General features: G+C 65.2%; 14 protein-coding genes and 4 tRNA genes. 9 read left to right on the top strand and 9 right to left on the bottom strand.

The genetic code is table 11. The features are described 5' to 3' along the window. Positions 1–74: 74 nt before the first annotated feature. On the top strand, positions 75–851 hold the full coding sequence (locus tag AC1DY7_RS16360; protein WP_477494750.1) for an MBL fold metallo-hydrolase: 777 nt from the start codon (positions 75–77) through the stop codon (positions 849–851). A gap of 1 nt (position 852) precedes the next feature. On the opposite strand, the gene AC1DY7_RS16355 is transcribed toward AC1DY7_RS16360, so the two are convergent. Both AC1DY7_RS16355 and AC1DY7_RS16350 read right to left on the bottom strand, forming a co-directional pair. Continuing rightward, positions 853–1701, bottom strand: coding sequence for an SDR family NAD(P)-dependent oxidoreductase (locus tag AC1DY7_RS16355; protein ID WP_477494749.1), 849 nt, complete (start codon positions 1699–1701; stop codon positions 853–855). A gap of 106 nt (positions 1702–1807) precedes the next feature. Beyond that, positions 1808–2395, bottom strand: a complete 588-nt coding sequence (locus tag AC1DY7_RS16350; protein ID WP_477494748.1) for a TetR/AcrR family transcriptional regulator — start codon at positions 2393–2395, stop codon at positions 1808–1810. 83 nt (positions 2396–2478) lie between these two features. On the opposite strand from AC1DY7_RS16350, the gene AC1DY7_RS16345 reads away from it, so the two are divergent. The 3 genes from AC1DY7_RS16345 (at position 2479) to AC1DY7_RS16335 (ending at position 6120) form a co-directional block, all read left to right on the top strand. Then, positions 2479–3402 carry a cytochrome c oxidase assembly protein gene (locus AC1DY7_RS16345; RefSeq protein ID WP_477494747.1) on the top strand — a complete coding sequence of 308 codons (924 nt, stop codon included), beginning with the start codon at positions 2479–2481 and terminating at the stop codon, positions 3400–3402. A gap of 105 nt (positions 3403–3507) precedes the next feature. Further along, on the top strand, positions 3508–5043 hold the full coding sequence (locus tag AC1DY7_RS16340; RefSeq protein WP_477494746.1) for an LCP family protein: 1536 nt from the start codon (positions 3508–3510) through the stop codon (positions 5041–5043). Positions 5044–5112: 69 nt separating this feature from the next. Next, complete coding sequence (locus AC1DY7_RS16335) at positions 5113–6120, top strand: VWA domain-containing protein (protein WP_477494745.1); 1008 nt, start codon at positions 5113–5115, stop codon at positions 6118–6120. 52 nt (positions 6121–6172) lie between these two features. Here the strand turns inward: AC1DY7_RS16335 and AC1DY7_RS16330 are convergent, their stop codons facing one another. The 4 genes from AC1DY7_RS16330 to AC1DY7_RS16315 form a co-directional block, all read right to left on the bottom strand. Then, positions 6173–6445 carry a hypothetical protein gene (locus AC1DY7_RS16330; protein ID WP_477494744.1) on the bottom strand — a complete coding sequence of 91 codons (273 nt, stop codon included), beginning with the start codon at positions 6443–6445 and terminating at the stop codon, positions 6173–6175. A 145-nt stretch (positions 6446–6590) separates the two neighbouring features. Continuing rightward, positions 6591–6667: transfer RNA gene (locus AC1DY7_RS16325), tRNA-Phe, on the bottom strand. A 47-nt stretch (positions 6668–6714) separates the two neighbouring features. Continuing rightward, a tRNA-Asp gene (locus tag AC1DY7_RS16320) sits at positions 6715–6788 on the bottom strand. Between the two features lie 35 nt (positions 6789–6823). Then, a tRNA-Glu gene (locus AC1DY7_RS16315) sits at positions 6824–6896 on the bottom strand. A gap of 167 nt (positions 6897–7063) precedes the next feature. On the opposite strand from AC1DY7_RS16315, the gene AC1DY7_RS16310 reads away from it, so the two are divergent. The 3 genes from AC1DY7_RS16310 (at position 7064) to AC1DY7_RS16300 (ending at position 8963) form a co-directional block, all read left to right on the top strand. Beyond that, a tRNA-Lys gene (locus tag AC1DY7_RS16310) sits at positions 7064–7136 on the top strand. A gap of 13 nt (positions 7137–7149) precedes the next feature. Beyond that, positions 7150–7524, top strand: coding sequence for a hypothetical protein (locus AC1DY7_RS16305; protein ID WP_477494743.1), 375 nt, complete (start codon positions 7150–7152; stop codon positions 7522–7524). A gap of 221 nt (positions 7525–7745) precedes the next feature. Next, the gene (locus tag AC1DY7_RS16300) at positions 7746–8963 is read left to right on the top strand and encodes a hypothetical protein (protein ID WP_477494742.1); all 1218 of its coding nucleotides are present in this window, start codon (positions 7746–7748) and stop codon (positions 8961–8963) included. 7 nt (positions 8964–8970) lie between these two features. Here AC1DY7_RS16300 and AC1DY7_RS16295 read toward each other — a convergent pair whose 3' ends face one another. From AC1DY7_RS16295 to AC1DY7_RS16285, 3 genes are all read right to left on the bottom strand, one after another. Further along, positions 8971–9249 carry a hypothetical protein gene (locus tag AC1DY7_RS16295; protein ID WP_477494741.1) on the bottom strand — a complete coding sequence of 93 codons (279 nt, stop codon included), beginning with the start codon at positions 9247–9249 and terminating at the stop codon, positions 8971–8973. 115 nt (positions 9250–9364) lie between these two features. Further along, positions 9365–9526, bottom strand: a complete 162-nt coding sequence (locus AC1DY7_RS16290; protein ID WP_477494740.1) for a hypothetical protein — start codon at positions 9524–9526, stop codon at positions 9365–9367. A 203-nt stretch (positions 9527–9729) separates the two neighbouring features. Then, entirely contained in the window at positions 9730–10803 is a 1074-nt protein-coding gene (locus tag AC1DY7_RS16285) for a hypothetical protein (protein WP_477494739.1), read from the bottom strand. A 79-nt stretch (positions 10804–10882) separates the two neighbouring features. Here AC1DY7_RS16285 and AC1DY7_RS16280 point away from each other — a divergent pair, with 79 nt between their 5' ends. Together AC1DY7_RS16280 and AC1DY7_RS16275 are read left to right on the top strand one after the other, a co-directional pair. Further along, entirely contained in the window at positions 10883–11119 is a 237-nt protein-coding gene (locus AC1DY7_RS16280) for a hypothetical protein (RefSeq protein ID WP_477494738.1), read from the top strand. Positions 11120–11518: 399 nt separating this feature from the next. After that, entirely contained in the window at positions 11519–11944 is a 426-nt protein-coding gene (locus tag AC1DY7_RS16275) for a hypothetical protein (RefSeq protein ID WP_477494737.1), read from the top strand. Positions 11945–12310 lie beyond the last annotated feature (366 nt).

The raw sequence follows: 12310 nt of genomic DNA, 5'->3' as shown, positions 1-12310 counted from the left end.
AACGTACCGCAGCGCTAGCCCGTCACCTCAGGTTGTCAAAGTTCACCCTTTGACAGGTCGGGCAAGATGACGGCGTGAAGGTCCACCACCTCAACTGCGGCAGCATGCGCCTGCCGACCTATCCCCTCGTGTGCCACGTGCTGCTGGCCGAGACCGACGACGGTCTGGTGCTGGTGGATTCGGGGTTCGGCACCGAAGACTGCGCCGACCCGAGGCGCCGCGTCGGCCCCGTCCGGCGGATCACCCGCCCGGTGTTGTCGCGGACCGAGACTGCGCTGCACCAGATCCAGGAGCTCGGCTACCGGGCCGGCGATGTCCGCCATATCGTGCTGACCCACTTCGATTCTGATCACATCGGCGGCATCGCCGACTTCCCGCTGGCCCGTATCCACACCACCGTCGCCGAGGCGCGCGGCGCGGTGCACGCCCCGTCCCCCCGCGAGCGCATCCGGTACCAGAAGGCCCAGTGGTCGCACGGCCCACTTCTGATCGAACACAACCCCGACGGCGAGGCCTGGCGCGGGTTCGCCGCCGCCAAGGAGCTGTTCCCCGGCATCGTGCTGGTCTCACTGCCCGGGCACACCCGCGGCCMCGCCTGCGTGGCCGTCGACGCGGGGCAGCGCTGGATATTGCACGCCGGTGACGCCTTCTACCACCACGGAACGATCGAGGGCACCGCCGTGCCGACGGTGTTGTCGCGGATGGAAAGCACGGTGCCGTTCGACCGGAAAAGCCTGCGGGACAACCACGCCCGGCTGGCCGAGCTGGCCGGTCGCCACGAGCCGGACCTGATGGTCGTCAACGCGCACGACCCGGTACTGCTGGACCGGGCGCGCGACTCGACGGGTTAGGTCAGCGGCGCGCGCGCCGGCGCAGCACCGATTCCAGTCGGCTCATGACGTCGTAATAGTGGGTCGGGGTGATCCGGGTGAGCGCGTCGAACACATATGCATCCGGCCCCACCAGGACCCGGGCCTTTCCCGCCTCCACGCCACGGTGGATGATGGCCGCCGCCTTGTCCGGTTCGGTCATGGCGAGCGCCGCGAACTCGTCCGCCATCTGGTCGTGGGTTCGGCCCCGCCCGACGGGATCCTTGCGGAACCGCGCGTTGCGCACGATGTTGGTGTTGATCCCGCCGGGATGCACGTTCACCGCCGTCACCCCGGTGCCGCGTAGCTCCTGACGCAACGCGTCGGTGAAGCCGCGCACCGCGAACTTCGCTGAGCAGTAAGCACTCTGGTTGGGCATGCCGGCCAGTCCGAAGACGCTCGACGTGTTCACGATGACTCCGGAATCCTGGCGCGCCAAGGTGGGCAGGAAGGCCCGGGTGCCGTTGACCACGCCGTGGAAGTTGATGTCCCACAACCAGTTGTCGTCGGCGGGGTCGGCGTCGAGCACGCTGAAGGACACGGCGACGCCGGCGTTGTTGAACACCGCACCGATCGGCTCCGGCGCCCATTCGGTGACTTCCGCCGCGAAGTCGCGCTGCGCCTGCGCGTCGGCGACGTCGAGCACCGTGCGCAGCACCGGTCCCGGCAACGACGCCTCGGTCTCCTTGAGACCCGCCTCGTCGATATCGGAGATCGCGACCGGGCAGCTGTGCGCCGAAAGGCGCTGCGCCAAGGCCCGTCCGATACCGGAGGCCGCGCCGCTGATGACGACGGTGCGGCCGCTGATGGTTCTACGCGTGGACTTGCTCACGGTGCTCCTCTTGGGTGGTCGCTTCGGCCATGTGTACGCACCCATCATGTCGGTACGGCGATGTACCGCCACGGTACGCGCATGTACCGGGCCCCCACAAGCAGTGCTACGACGGCGGCGTGATCAGCGCGATGGTGGCCGCGACCGCCTCCTCGGTGAAATCGCTCATCCGGCCGCCGCTCTCCACCGTCATCGCCGTCAACTCGCGCAGACCACCCAGCAGCATGATGAGGCGCTGCCGCGAGATCGGGCCGACCCCCGCCGCGCGGAACTCGGCACGGTCCACCAATTGATTCACCATGCCGACGAACTGCTCCATCGCGTCCCGGGTGAGCGCCCGGCCCGCCGCCCCGAGCGACGGACCGTCGCGAATCCAGCTCAGCGTCAGGTCCGGACGCGACTCGGCCGACGCGATCCAGGCCTCGATCGCTTGCCGGGCCTGCTGCTGCCACGTCGCCTCCGGATCGACAGCCGCGGCGATCTGCTGCACCTGTTCGGCATTGGCCTCGCTCAGCAGGCCGACGAAACACTCCTCCTTGCTGGAGAAATGCTCGTAGAACGTGCGCCGCGACGTGCGCGCCCGCCGCACGATGTCGGCGATCGTCGTCTTGGTATAGCCGGTCTCGGCGATCGACTCTTCGAACGCGGTCAGCAGTCGCTGCCGGAAGTCGGGCGCAGCGGGTTCGGTCGTCACCAGGTCCACCTCATATCGGGCAGTCATCGTACTGCCCGAGAACGCGCAGGTGGTGCACAGCGACCGCCCGCATACTGGCCGCCATGTATCCGGCGGTGGCACCGCTGACGCCGTCCACCGCCCTCACCTCGTGGACCGTCGACGCGGCTTCGGTGGCACTGCTCGTGCTGATGGGTGGGACGTACGCATGGTGCTGCCGGCGGGCGCGCGTGGCCGGAATGCCGTTGCCCGCGTCCAGGCGGGCCGGCTTCTGGACCGGCATCGCGGTCTGGGCCTTGGCCACCATGAGCATGATCGGCGTGTACGCCGCGGTGCTGTTCTGGGTGCGAGCCCTGCAGGTTCTGCTGCTGCTGTTCGTGGTGCCGATGTTGTTGGCACTGGGCACCCCGCTGACGGCGGTGCGCCACGCGGGGGCCGCCGCGCGCGTCGACCGGTTGCTCGCGAGCCGCGCCGCGCGGCTGCTCAGCCACCCAGCGACCACCTCGGTGCTGATGCTGGCCACACCGTGGCTGCTGTATCTCACACCGTGGTACGTCGCGGCGTTGACCAACCCGGCCGTCGGCGCGATCACCCGAATTGCTCTGGCGCTCATCGGTTTCGGGTACTTCTACGCGCGCATCCAGGCCGACCCGGTGCCGCGGCGCTACCCGCAGACCATCTCCATGATGATCAGCATCGCCGAGACACTGGGCGACGGACTGCTGGGCATCGTGTTGTGGCTGGGGCCGCTGATCGCCACCGACTACTACCTTGCGCTGCACCGCACCTGGGGTCCCAGCCCACGGGTCGACCAGTCGATCGGGGCGGGCATCCTGTGGATCCTCGGCGACGTGCTCGGGGTGCCGTTCCTGATGGTGCTGATGCGCGCGATGGCGTCGGACGAGAAAGCCCAAGCGGCAGAAGTCGATGCGGCCGACGATGCCGAACCGGCCGACGCACCGGCCACGCTGTGGTGGGAGGCCGACCCCCAGCTACGGGAGCGCTTCTCGCGCCGCACCACCGAATAGGCGGCCGTGCAGCGACGTCCCAGTGTGATTCTTGCCATCAGCATGGTGTCCTGGCCGGTCGTTGTGTCCTCTCCGGGGCGGTCGCGGTCGTACACTTCGCCTGATATGCCCGACGCCGCCCGGCACCGACTGCCCGAACCGCCTCGGCGCCGGCTCCGCTGGGCCCGCGTCGCCCTTGCCGTGCTGTCGACCGCTCTGCTGGCGGTCTCCGGGGCAGCCTGGTGGACCACCCGTGGCGTGCTGACCGGGTTCACCGTCTCGCACGCGCTGGCCGATTCCGCACACATCAGCGGCGGCCCGATCAACATCCTGCTGATCGGGCTGGATTCCCGGAAGGATCAGCACGGTAACGACCTACCGCAGGAAGTGCTGGACCAGTTGCACGCCGGGGACTCCGAGACCGGTGGATACAACACCAACACGCTGATCTTGGTGCACGTCGACGCCGCCAACAAGGTGACCGCCTTCTCCATCCCCCGCGATGACTACGTCGACTTCCACCGCCTGCCCGGCTACACCAACATCAAGATCAAAGAGGCGTACGGGCTGACGAAGTTCTACACCGAGCAGCACCTCGCCGAGCAGGGCTACGACGACCGCGCGACCGTCGAGACCGCGGGCCGCGAAGCGGGACGCGCTGCCACCCTGGGCGCGGTGCGCAATCTCGTCGGCGTGCCCATCGACTACTTCGCCGAGATCAACCTGGCCGGCTTCTACGACTTGGCGTCCAGCCTGGGTGGCATCCAGGTGTGCCTCAATCACGCAGTGCACGACGACTATTCGGGTGCCGACTTCCCGGCCGGCCACCAGACGCTGGATGCCGCGCAGGCGCTGGCCTTCGTCCGGCAGCGGCACGGCCTGGAGAACGGCGACCTGGACCGGACCCACCGCCAGCAGGCGTTCCTGGTCGCAGTCATGCGGCAACTCCAGGAGTCCGGGGCCTTCACCGACATCGGCAAGCTCAACGAACTGATGGCCATCGCGCACAAGGACATCGTGTTGTCCAGCGGCTGGGATTCGGACCTGTTCCGCAGGCTCGGCGCGATCAGCGGCGAGGACGTCGTCTACAAGACGCTGCCGGTGGTGCGCTACGACACCCGCAACGGCCAGGACGTCAACATCATCGACCCCGACGCCATCAAGGCCGAGGTCCGCGAGGCGTTCTCCGACGGCGCCCCGGTCACCACCACCACCGCGGTCCCGACAAACCCGGTGCAGGTGGTCAACGCCGACAGCAACTGGACGGCGACCACCGTGGCGACCGCCCTGGAGAAGCGGGGCTTTCAGGTGGAGAAGCCCGACATCCAGCTCGAGGACAAGCCCGCGCTGACCACCATCAGTTACGGCGCCGGTGCCGACAACGTCGCCCAGGAGATCTCCGGTCTGCTCGGCAATGTGGTGACCGAGTCCGACACGGACCTGCCCGCCGGCCAAGTGCGACTGGTGATCGGCAACGGGTACCTGGTGCCGTCCAAACTGACCGCGTCGTCGTCCCAGACCACCAGCACCACCACGACGACGACACCCACCACCACGTCCGCGCGGTCACCGTGGTTCACCGGCGAGCAGTCCGCCGAGGTCGAGCCGACCCCGGACCATGGCGTACCCGTCAGCGGCGACCGCACGCCCTGCGTGAACTGAGACGCGCACAGCGGGTTGACATGCGCGCCGGAGTCTGGCGCCAGCACCCGTACCTAGCCTGGCTCGACCATGACGCTGCCATTTCTGGGCCCGATCACGTTGGCGGGCTTCGCCCACGCGTGGTTCTTCCTGTTCGCACTCGTCGCCGCTGCGGTGGCGCTGCTGTATGTGGCGATGCTGCGCAGGCGCCAGACCCGCACGCTGCGCTTCGCCAATCTGTCGGTCCTGGCCGCGGTCGCCCCGAAGCGACGCGACCGCTGGCGGCACCTGTCGGCGGTGCTGCTGGTCGCCGCGCTGCTGCTGCTCTCGTGCGCGCTGGCCGGCCCGACCCACGATGAGCGCATCCCGCGGGATCGGGCGGTGGTGATGTTGGTGATCGACGTGTCGGAGTCGATGCGCGCCACCGATGTGTCACCGAGCCGGCTGGCGGCCGCCCAGACGGCAGGCAAGAAGTTCGCCGACGAGCTGACCCCGGGGATCAACCTGGGCCTGGTCGCCTACGGTGGCACCGCCACGGTTCTGGTGGCGCCGACCACCAACCGCACGGCGATGAAGAATGCCATCGACGGACTCAAGGCCGAGGAGCGCACCGCCACCGGCGAGGCCATCTTCACTGCACTGCAGACGATCTCGACGGCCGATGCCGTCGTCGGCGGCGGCGACGGCCCGCCACCGGCGCGCATCGTGCTGGAGTCCGACGGCAAGGAGACGGTGCCCTCGGAGCCCGACCAGCCGCGCGGGGCGTTCACCGCGGCGCGTGCCGCCAAGGACCAGGACGTGCCCATCTCGACCATCTCCTTCGGCACGCCCAGCGGCTACGTCGAGCTCGAAGGCGTCAGGCAGCCGGTGCCGGTCGATGACGCCACGTTGCAGAAGATCGCCGAGCTGACCGGGGGGCAGATGTTCCACGCGTCGAGCCTGAACGAACTCAACGGGGTGTACGCCACGCTGCAGCAGCAGATCGGCTTTCAAACGGTGCCCGGGGATGCCAGCGCCGGCTGGCTGCGGTTGGCGGTGCTGGTGACCGTGGCATCCGCGGTGACGGCGCTGACGTTGAACCGCCGACTGCCGGCCTGAGGTGGGCGAAAAGCCCGGGACCAGATGGCCCCGGGCTTTTCCGAAGGATCGATCAGAAGGTCGGGATGAAGGTCCCGTTGAGCCACACGCCCCAGTGGTTCCAGCCGGCGTCCCAGACCTGCGGGGCGCCGTTGGACCAGACCGGCTCGGCCGGCTTGGGCGGTGCCCAGGCCGGGGGCGAGGCGACGGTCGGACCGGCCGGCGGGACCGGAGCGGGTGCGGGCTGCCAACCCGGGTCGGCACCCGCGGTGGCGGCCATCACGGCGGGCCCGGCGAAGAGAGCGCCTGCCACGGCGGCGCCGGCGAGCACATTCTTCATCTTCATTGCGTCATCCTCTCCAAGCGGAACGGCTTCGGTTTTGCCCGAAACACGCTGAACTGGAGCTGAATACCGTTTTCGCTCAGCGGACAAACGCAGGCGTGACGTAGATCTCAAAAAAAGAGAAGCCGAACGAGCGGCAGAAGAAAAATGGTGGCCAGGGCCGGGATCGAACCGGCGACCTTCCGCTTTTCAGGCGGACGCTCGTACCAACTGAGCTACCTGGCCGGAAGGCGCCCGTCTTTCGACGGGACTTGCCTTACGCCGCATTACTGCGACCCTGACGGGACTCGAACCCGCGACCTCCGCCGTGACAGGGCGGCGCGCTAACCAACTGCGCCACAGGGCCTTGCTTTCCTGCATGCTCCGCGCTTCCGCGTTGCGTACCCCCAACGGGATTCGAACCCGTGCTACCGCCGTGAAAGGGCGGCGTCCTAGGCCACTAGACGATGGGGGCCTAATCCGAATCACTCCGGGGTACTCCGACGAGGTTCCGTTGGGAGCTTCGATAGCTTAGGACACGGTCGTCAGAAATCCCAAACGGGGTCCCCCCGCCCTGCTCAGGCCCCTGCAGGCGCACCTGGCGACGGCCCCCGGATGGCAGGCAGTATCGTGTTCCTCCACGCCCCTATAGCTCAGTCGGTAGAGCTACGGACTTTTAATCCGCAGGTCCCAGGTTCGAGCCCTGGTGGGGGCACAGATTTGGGGTTATGCCCATCGTTTATTCACCCCGGCTGCAACACAGGGCGGCTTCGAACACTCAGCGGGGCGAAACGGGCTGGATCAGTTCCCGAGGAAAGAGAGATGAACCAGTTCGCGAGATCGTGGCCACGGTCAACAAGATCCTGTCCACGGTCGCGGATCATTTCTTCGCCCATTTCCTTACCAGCGCCGAACGCCAGGACGCGAGCAAGCTCGCGGAAGATCGTCCGCTTTCAATCAGCATTGCGCTTGCGAAACTTCTCGACGGCATCACTCGAGCCGCTTTGGTCAGCCGCACTGCTCGAGCCCGGTCCGTTTTTGTGAAGTTGTTGGTGACATTTCCAGTGGCGTCGTTGACTTCTGCCACRGCGGACCAGGTTTAACACTCTCCCAACAGAAAACCGCCATGTCCCGGGTCGGGGCACAGCGGTGCTTACAGGCACATAAGACTCACGAGGAGGGACTAGCTGGCCAGTGTGCCCAATGCCGCCGCTGAGAACCTCTGCAGGATCTCCGGGTTGAGCCGTAATATCTAGCCACCCATCAGCGGAAAAGCGCTAATTCCGCGGTTATTCAGGAGTCTTTGCAAACGCACGGAGGCGCCATGGCCAGTTCCCGCAAGGCGGACCTTGCTGCGTTGCAGCAATGGATCGACCGGTGCCGAATCACGTACATGCACGCGCCGTACAGCACCCCCGAAGGACAGCACCTCGGGGATCTCTCCGAGGCGATACACGGTAAGCCGACGAGCAACAGCACTGAGCGTATCCGTCAGCTGCTGGCATCTGGCGCTTTCTGGAGCGGGTTACAGACGGGACCTTCGAGTGACGCAAATGTGCCACGGAACATTGCGATCGGGATTGCGACCGACGCCCTTTGGGCTCTGGTTGTTGTTGGCACAAATGGTCTGCCCACGAACTGGTTGACAGAACTGAACAATTTGACCGACCTTCCCGTAGCTCAAGCTGTCGCGCGGGCGATGCATCTCGACACGGACAAGTTGGACTTGGCCCGGAGCCTCGGCAACGGTGCTTGCGCGTTCGGATTGGGAAGGCTGTTCGACGATTTAGCCGATCCCGCGCGGAGCGGCTATTACGTCAACGCACTCGGAAGTGCGTACAGCGACGCAAGAGTGAAACCGTTTACGTGGATAGCGCCGACGGCAAGATTTGTCGCAGTCGCAGCTGCGGCTGGCATAATCGGCAACCGCTCTGACGCGATCTTCCTCTTGCTCAAGGACTCGCTCATTGAGCCGATGAAGGACGCAAAATCGCAGCTGTTTGAGGAACTCAATCGCCAGACAAGAGGCAATGCTGGCTCAAGCGTGTCGGGTTCGACGGGCAAAGGACCTCAGCGTTCGTCGAACGATGAGGAGCACAGAAGACCACCTCCGCGAACTTCTGGTGCCACCGGAACCTTCGAATCGTCTAATGCAGAGACACCGCCCTGGCAGCGAAGCCGCAGCAGCAACCAGGGCGGCCATGTTCGGAACCCACCTCCGCGAACTCCTGGCGGCGCCGGATCTTTCGACTCGCCATACACCGAAACACCGCCCTGGCAGCGGAGCAATCAAGGGGACACCCAGAGCAGTCGGCCTATAGTGCCGCCGCTGTCTGGGACCCCCGATTTCGATCGCGTTCCGTCCGGTTCGTATTCGACGGAACGAGTATCCGACCCCGATTTCCACAACAATCTGGCATCCCACGGATCAGGAGCAGGCATTTCGGGCTTCGGTCATGGCACCAGCAACGGTACGATGATGGACTTGTTGAACATGATGGCTCACGACATCGTCGTCTTCTTCAGCCCGCTGTTTTCCTAGGATTCGCTCACCTTCGGGCGTAGTCGAGGACAGAGCGCAACAAGTACTCTGGCGCACCGTCGGCCGATGTTCGTTGTTGGATGTGATCGCGGTGTGCCCAGTTGTATACGTCTTTTGAAGTGCGGCCGAGGTAGTGGACGATGTCGGCGGCGCACATCCAGTCGTCGGGGTCACCGGGGATGGGATGTGGGACATGCCATGTGATGCCAAGTTCGCGCCAGTGCTTGTCGAGTCGCTCAAGGTCTACGGCGGGGTCGTCGACGAGGCCCTGGGCGATGTTGCGCACCAACCCGCGGTAGGAGCTCGCGACCTATTTCGCCTTGTCTTCGCTAGATTGTCCTGGCCAAGGCCAGGGCTTAGCACCCATTACGCCGGCACTGCACTGGCGGTGAAGGTGATGGTCATTTCGTCGTCGCCGTGCGCGTGTGCAGGTTTGCGTCAGTGGCGACGCCGTCGTGCACGGTCTGACCGTCGATGATGATGACGAGCTGCTGTGGATCAGGGACGTTGAGCAGTTCCGAGTCGTGGGTTTTGGTCGCGTTCCCATCCGCCTGCCTCCGCATGGGCGAGCACCTGTTTCAGATGCGAGGCGATGGACTGCTTCGCAGTTAGGGTGACGGTCGCGACGACGGTGTCTGCGACGACATCCTCGACTTGTTGTCAAATCCAGGACTCATGCCCGATGCGGATATCGACTTCGCTCATCGCTGTTCCTTAACGTCTTCTGTTCTTTCCCGATGGCGTCGATACCTCAGCCATATCTCACTCAGGTTGGGCGGGGAACCGTGCCGACATGAAGAGAGCCGGGCCGAATCTGGTTACGCATCGCGGCGGCGCGCGGGTTGGATGGCGCGGCGTAGTTCTTGTTTGGTGGAGCCGCGCTCACTGCATTGATGACGTCATGGCCAATTTCGGGCCATGCGAACGCTGTTAGCTTGCAGCTGGTCTGGGGAAAACCGGCCCGTTGGAACGTCATGCCGGCGGGCCTATAGAAGTGGTCTATGGGTGGGCGTTCGAAGGCGACCAGGTACTCGAAGCCAGCGATCTGGACATACCCACCGAGGACTTCGGGCCCCGCGCTCTCCAGGCGCAGCTGCACTGCTCGCGGCGTGACCGGCTGATCCGGGTCCCGGTGGCGCAGTATGTACATTCCCCAGTTCGGCGGCCAGTCGGCGCCGCGCCAAAGGATCTCGGCCAGCTGCTCGGTGGTGACCCCAAGCCGAAACCGGTAGGCGGGTCGGCCGTCAACACTGAGGGCTTTGGACTCGATTGCGCCCCAGACGGCCTTGAGAAGCCAGAGCTCCAACAGCGGTCCGCTGACCATGATGAATCCGCGTGGGAAGTTCGGCCGGCTGTCATAGCCGAGGTACTTGAAGATGTCGAGATGATCCTCAAGGGAGTAACGAAAAAAGTTGGCCGCCAGTGTATCCAGCGGCGAGAGGGCACCATTGTGGCGACCGCAGAGCATCCGCGACGACAGCGAGTTCACACCTACTGTGGTCTCCTCCCCCAACGGTTGCCATGCCGCCCCTCGGACCAGGACTGCCTTGCCGTCCCAGGAAATGCTCTCGAGAAGGTCGTCGCTGATGTAGTGCTCTCGAGTCAGGTCGTCACTGCAGTCCATGCTTGCGCGGCCGTAGCAGCCCGGATTGGCGTAGCCGGTGCGCGGGTCGGTCAGGAGTGCGAGCGGCCGTTCGGCGATCCAGGAGTTGTCTTCGCCCTGATGGCAACGCCGAGATTGGCGACCGGAACCACATGGACGAAGAGCCCTGGGGGCGGGCCCGTAGTACTGCGTGATCGGCACGGGGCGCTGGCGAACTACCTTGTCGAGCTTCTCCACTTGCTTCTCCAACGTGTCGAGACCGGCTTCTCCAGGCTCGCGCGAAATATCCGTTCTTACCGTATCTCGATGGTGCGACATGTTCGGTCGATTTTTTACCGCAAGCATCGTTTTGCTGTCAGTGGTCGATCACTACGTTTGGTCAGCAGCACACCCCTGCGTGGACGAGATGGCAGTCATTGCAGACATTTTCGAGGCTGACCTTTGTGTCATCGTCGATGTCGATGTCTGTGACAAGGGTCAGTGGGAATACCGCGATGCGGTCGCCCGCGGCGATGCCCGCGCCGGCCGGGGCTTGCGTGCCGGCTTCTGGTAGGCGGGTTGTCGTTTCCACGCCGAGTCGTCGTAGGCGTCCTGGCGCTTCTTGGCCGCGGCCTTGTCGGTGGCGATCGCGCGGTCGGCGGCGGTGGCGTGGCCCTCGATGAGCCGGGCGACGGCGCCGCGGACTAGCTGGACGGCCCCGGAGTCCTCTACCTTCTCGTCGGGTGGCCAGGTCGTCGAGCAGGGCTTGGAGGCGTCGAGGCGGACATAGCCTCGGCGAGCAAGTATTTCGAGGTGACGTTGTCGACGCCGAACCGGGTTCGACGTATGACGCCGTCACTGTGAATCGGCTGCAGCGCATCCGCAATGCAACGAGCGGCTACGTGTCATCCGATCGGCGGATATCCGAAGACTGGTAGGACAGGGCCAAATTCGCGCCCCTAGCATGCTGCGAGTGACCCGCCTCTGCGCTGTGAAGTTCGCCGTTGCCGCCGCTACCGGCGCCACTGTCTTGTCAGGGTGTGTGGCACCCAGCAGCGGGCCGGCCCCCACCAAGACCACCACAGTGACGGTTACCGACCACGATTCCGCAGCGGCACAGGCACAGACACCGGCACCGGCACCGACGGCCACGACGTTCATGAACACCGATGGCACCTACGTGATCGGCAAAGACATAGAGCCGGGCACCTACAAATCGGCACCCACCTTGAAGAACGACTATCCGTTCTGCACCTGGAAGCGCCTGAGCGGATTCAGTGGCCTCATGGAAGACACCATCGCCATCGCTAATCAGCCTGGTCAGACCATCGTCACGATCTCTCCCTCAGACATCGCGTTCTACACGAGCAGCTGCCAGCCATGGGAGAAGATCAGCTGAGGTCCATCGCCGCCGGCCCAAGGGGGACGATCTATGGAAGTGATACTCCTGTTCTGGCTGCTGTGCGCTGGACTCGGAATGGTCATCGCAAACGCGAAGAATCGCAGTCTGGCCGAGGGGTTCTTCCTCAGCTTGCTTTGCGGCATCTTCGGGGTGATCATCGTGGCGCTACTGCCTAAGCAGCTGCCGAAAGCCCCGGCCGGTTTGACCGCTGTTATCTGCCCGAGGTGCAGCGCGGCGCAGAACGTCCCCAACCCGTCGAACTATGAGTGCTGGCAGTGCCACCTCAGAGTCGCTCCACCGATTCAGCCGATCCCCACGCTGCCCACTGGCGAAAAGAAGGCCGTCACCTGCCCGGGTTGTAGT

This window comes from Mycobacterium sp. P2_H7 (genome assembly GCF_056403275.1).
The sequence above is the reverse complement of the archived record's forward strand: the minus strand, read 5'-3'. Positions and strand labels throughout refer to the sequence as shown.

Coding starts and splice junctions, on each gene's coding strand:
- AC1DY7_RS16345 (WP_477494747.1), top strand. CDS start 2,479: ATGTATCCGGCGGTGGCACCGCTGACGCCGTCCACCGCCCTCACCTCG.
- AC1DY7_RS16340 (WP_477494746.1), top strand. CDS start 3,508: ATGCCCGACGCCGCCCGGCACCGACTGCCCGAACCGCCTCGGCGCCGG.
- AC1DY7_RS16335 (WP_477494745.1), top strand. CDS start 5,113: ATGACGCTGCCATTTCTGGGCCCGATCACGTTGGCGGGCTTCGCCCAC.
- AC1DY7_RS16330 (WP_477494744.1), bottom strand. CDS start 6,445: ATGAAGATGAAGAATGTGCTCGCCGGCGCCGCCGTGGCAGGCGCTCTC.
- AC1DY7_RS16300 (WP_477494742.1), top strand. CDS start 7,746: ATGGCCAGTTCCCGCAAGGCGGACCTTGCTGCGTTGCAGCAATGGATC.
- AC1DY7_RS16290 (WP_477494740.1), bottom strand. CDS start 9,526: ATGCGGAGGCAGGCGGATGGGAACGCGACCAAAACCCACGACTCGGAA.
- AC1DY7_RS16280 (WP_477494738.1), top strand. CDS start 10,883: ATGTTCGGTCGATTTTTTACCGCAAGCATCGTTTTGCTGTCAGTGGTC.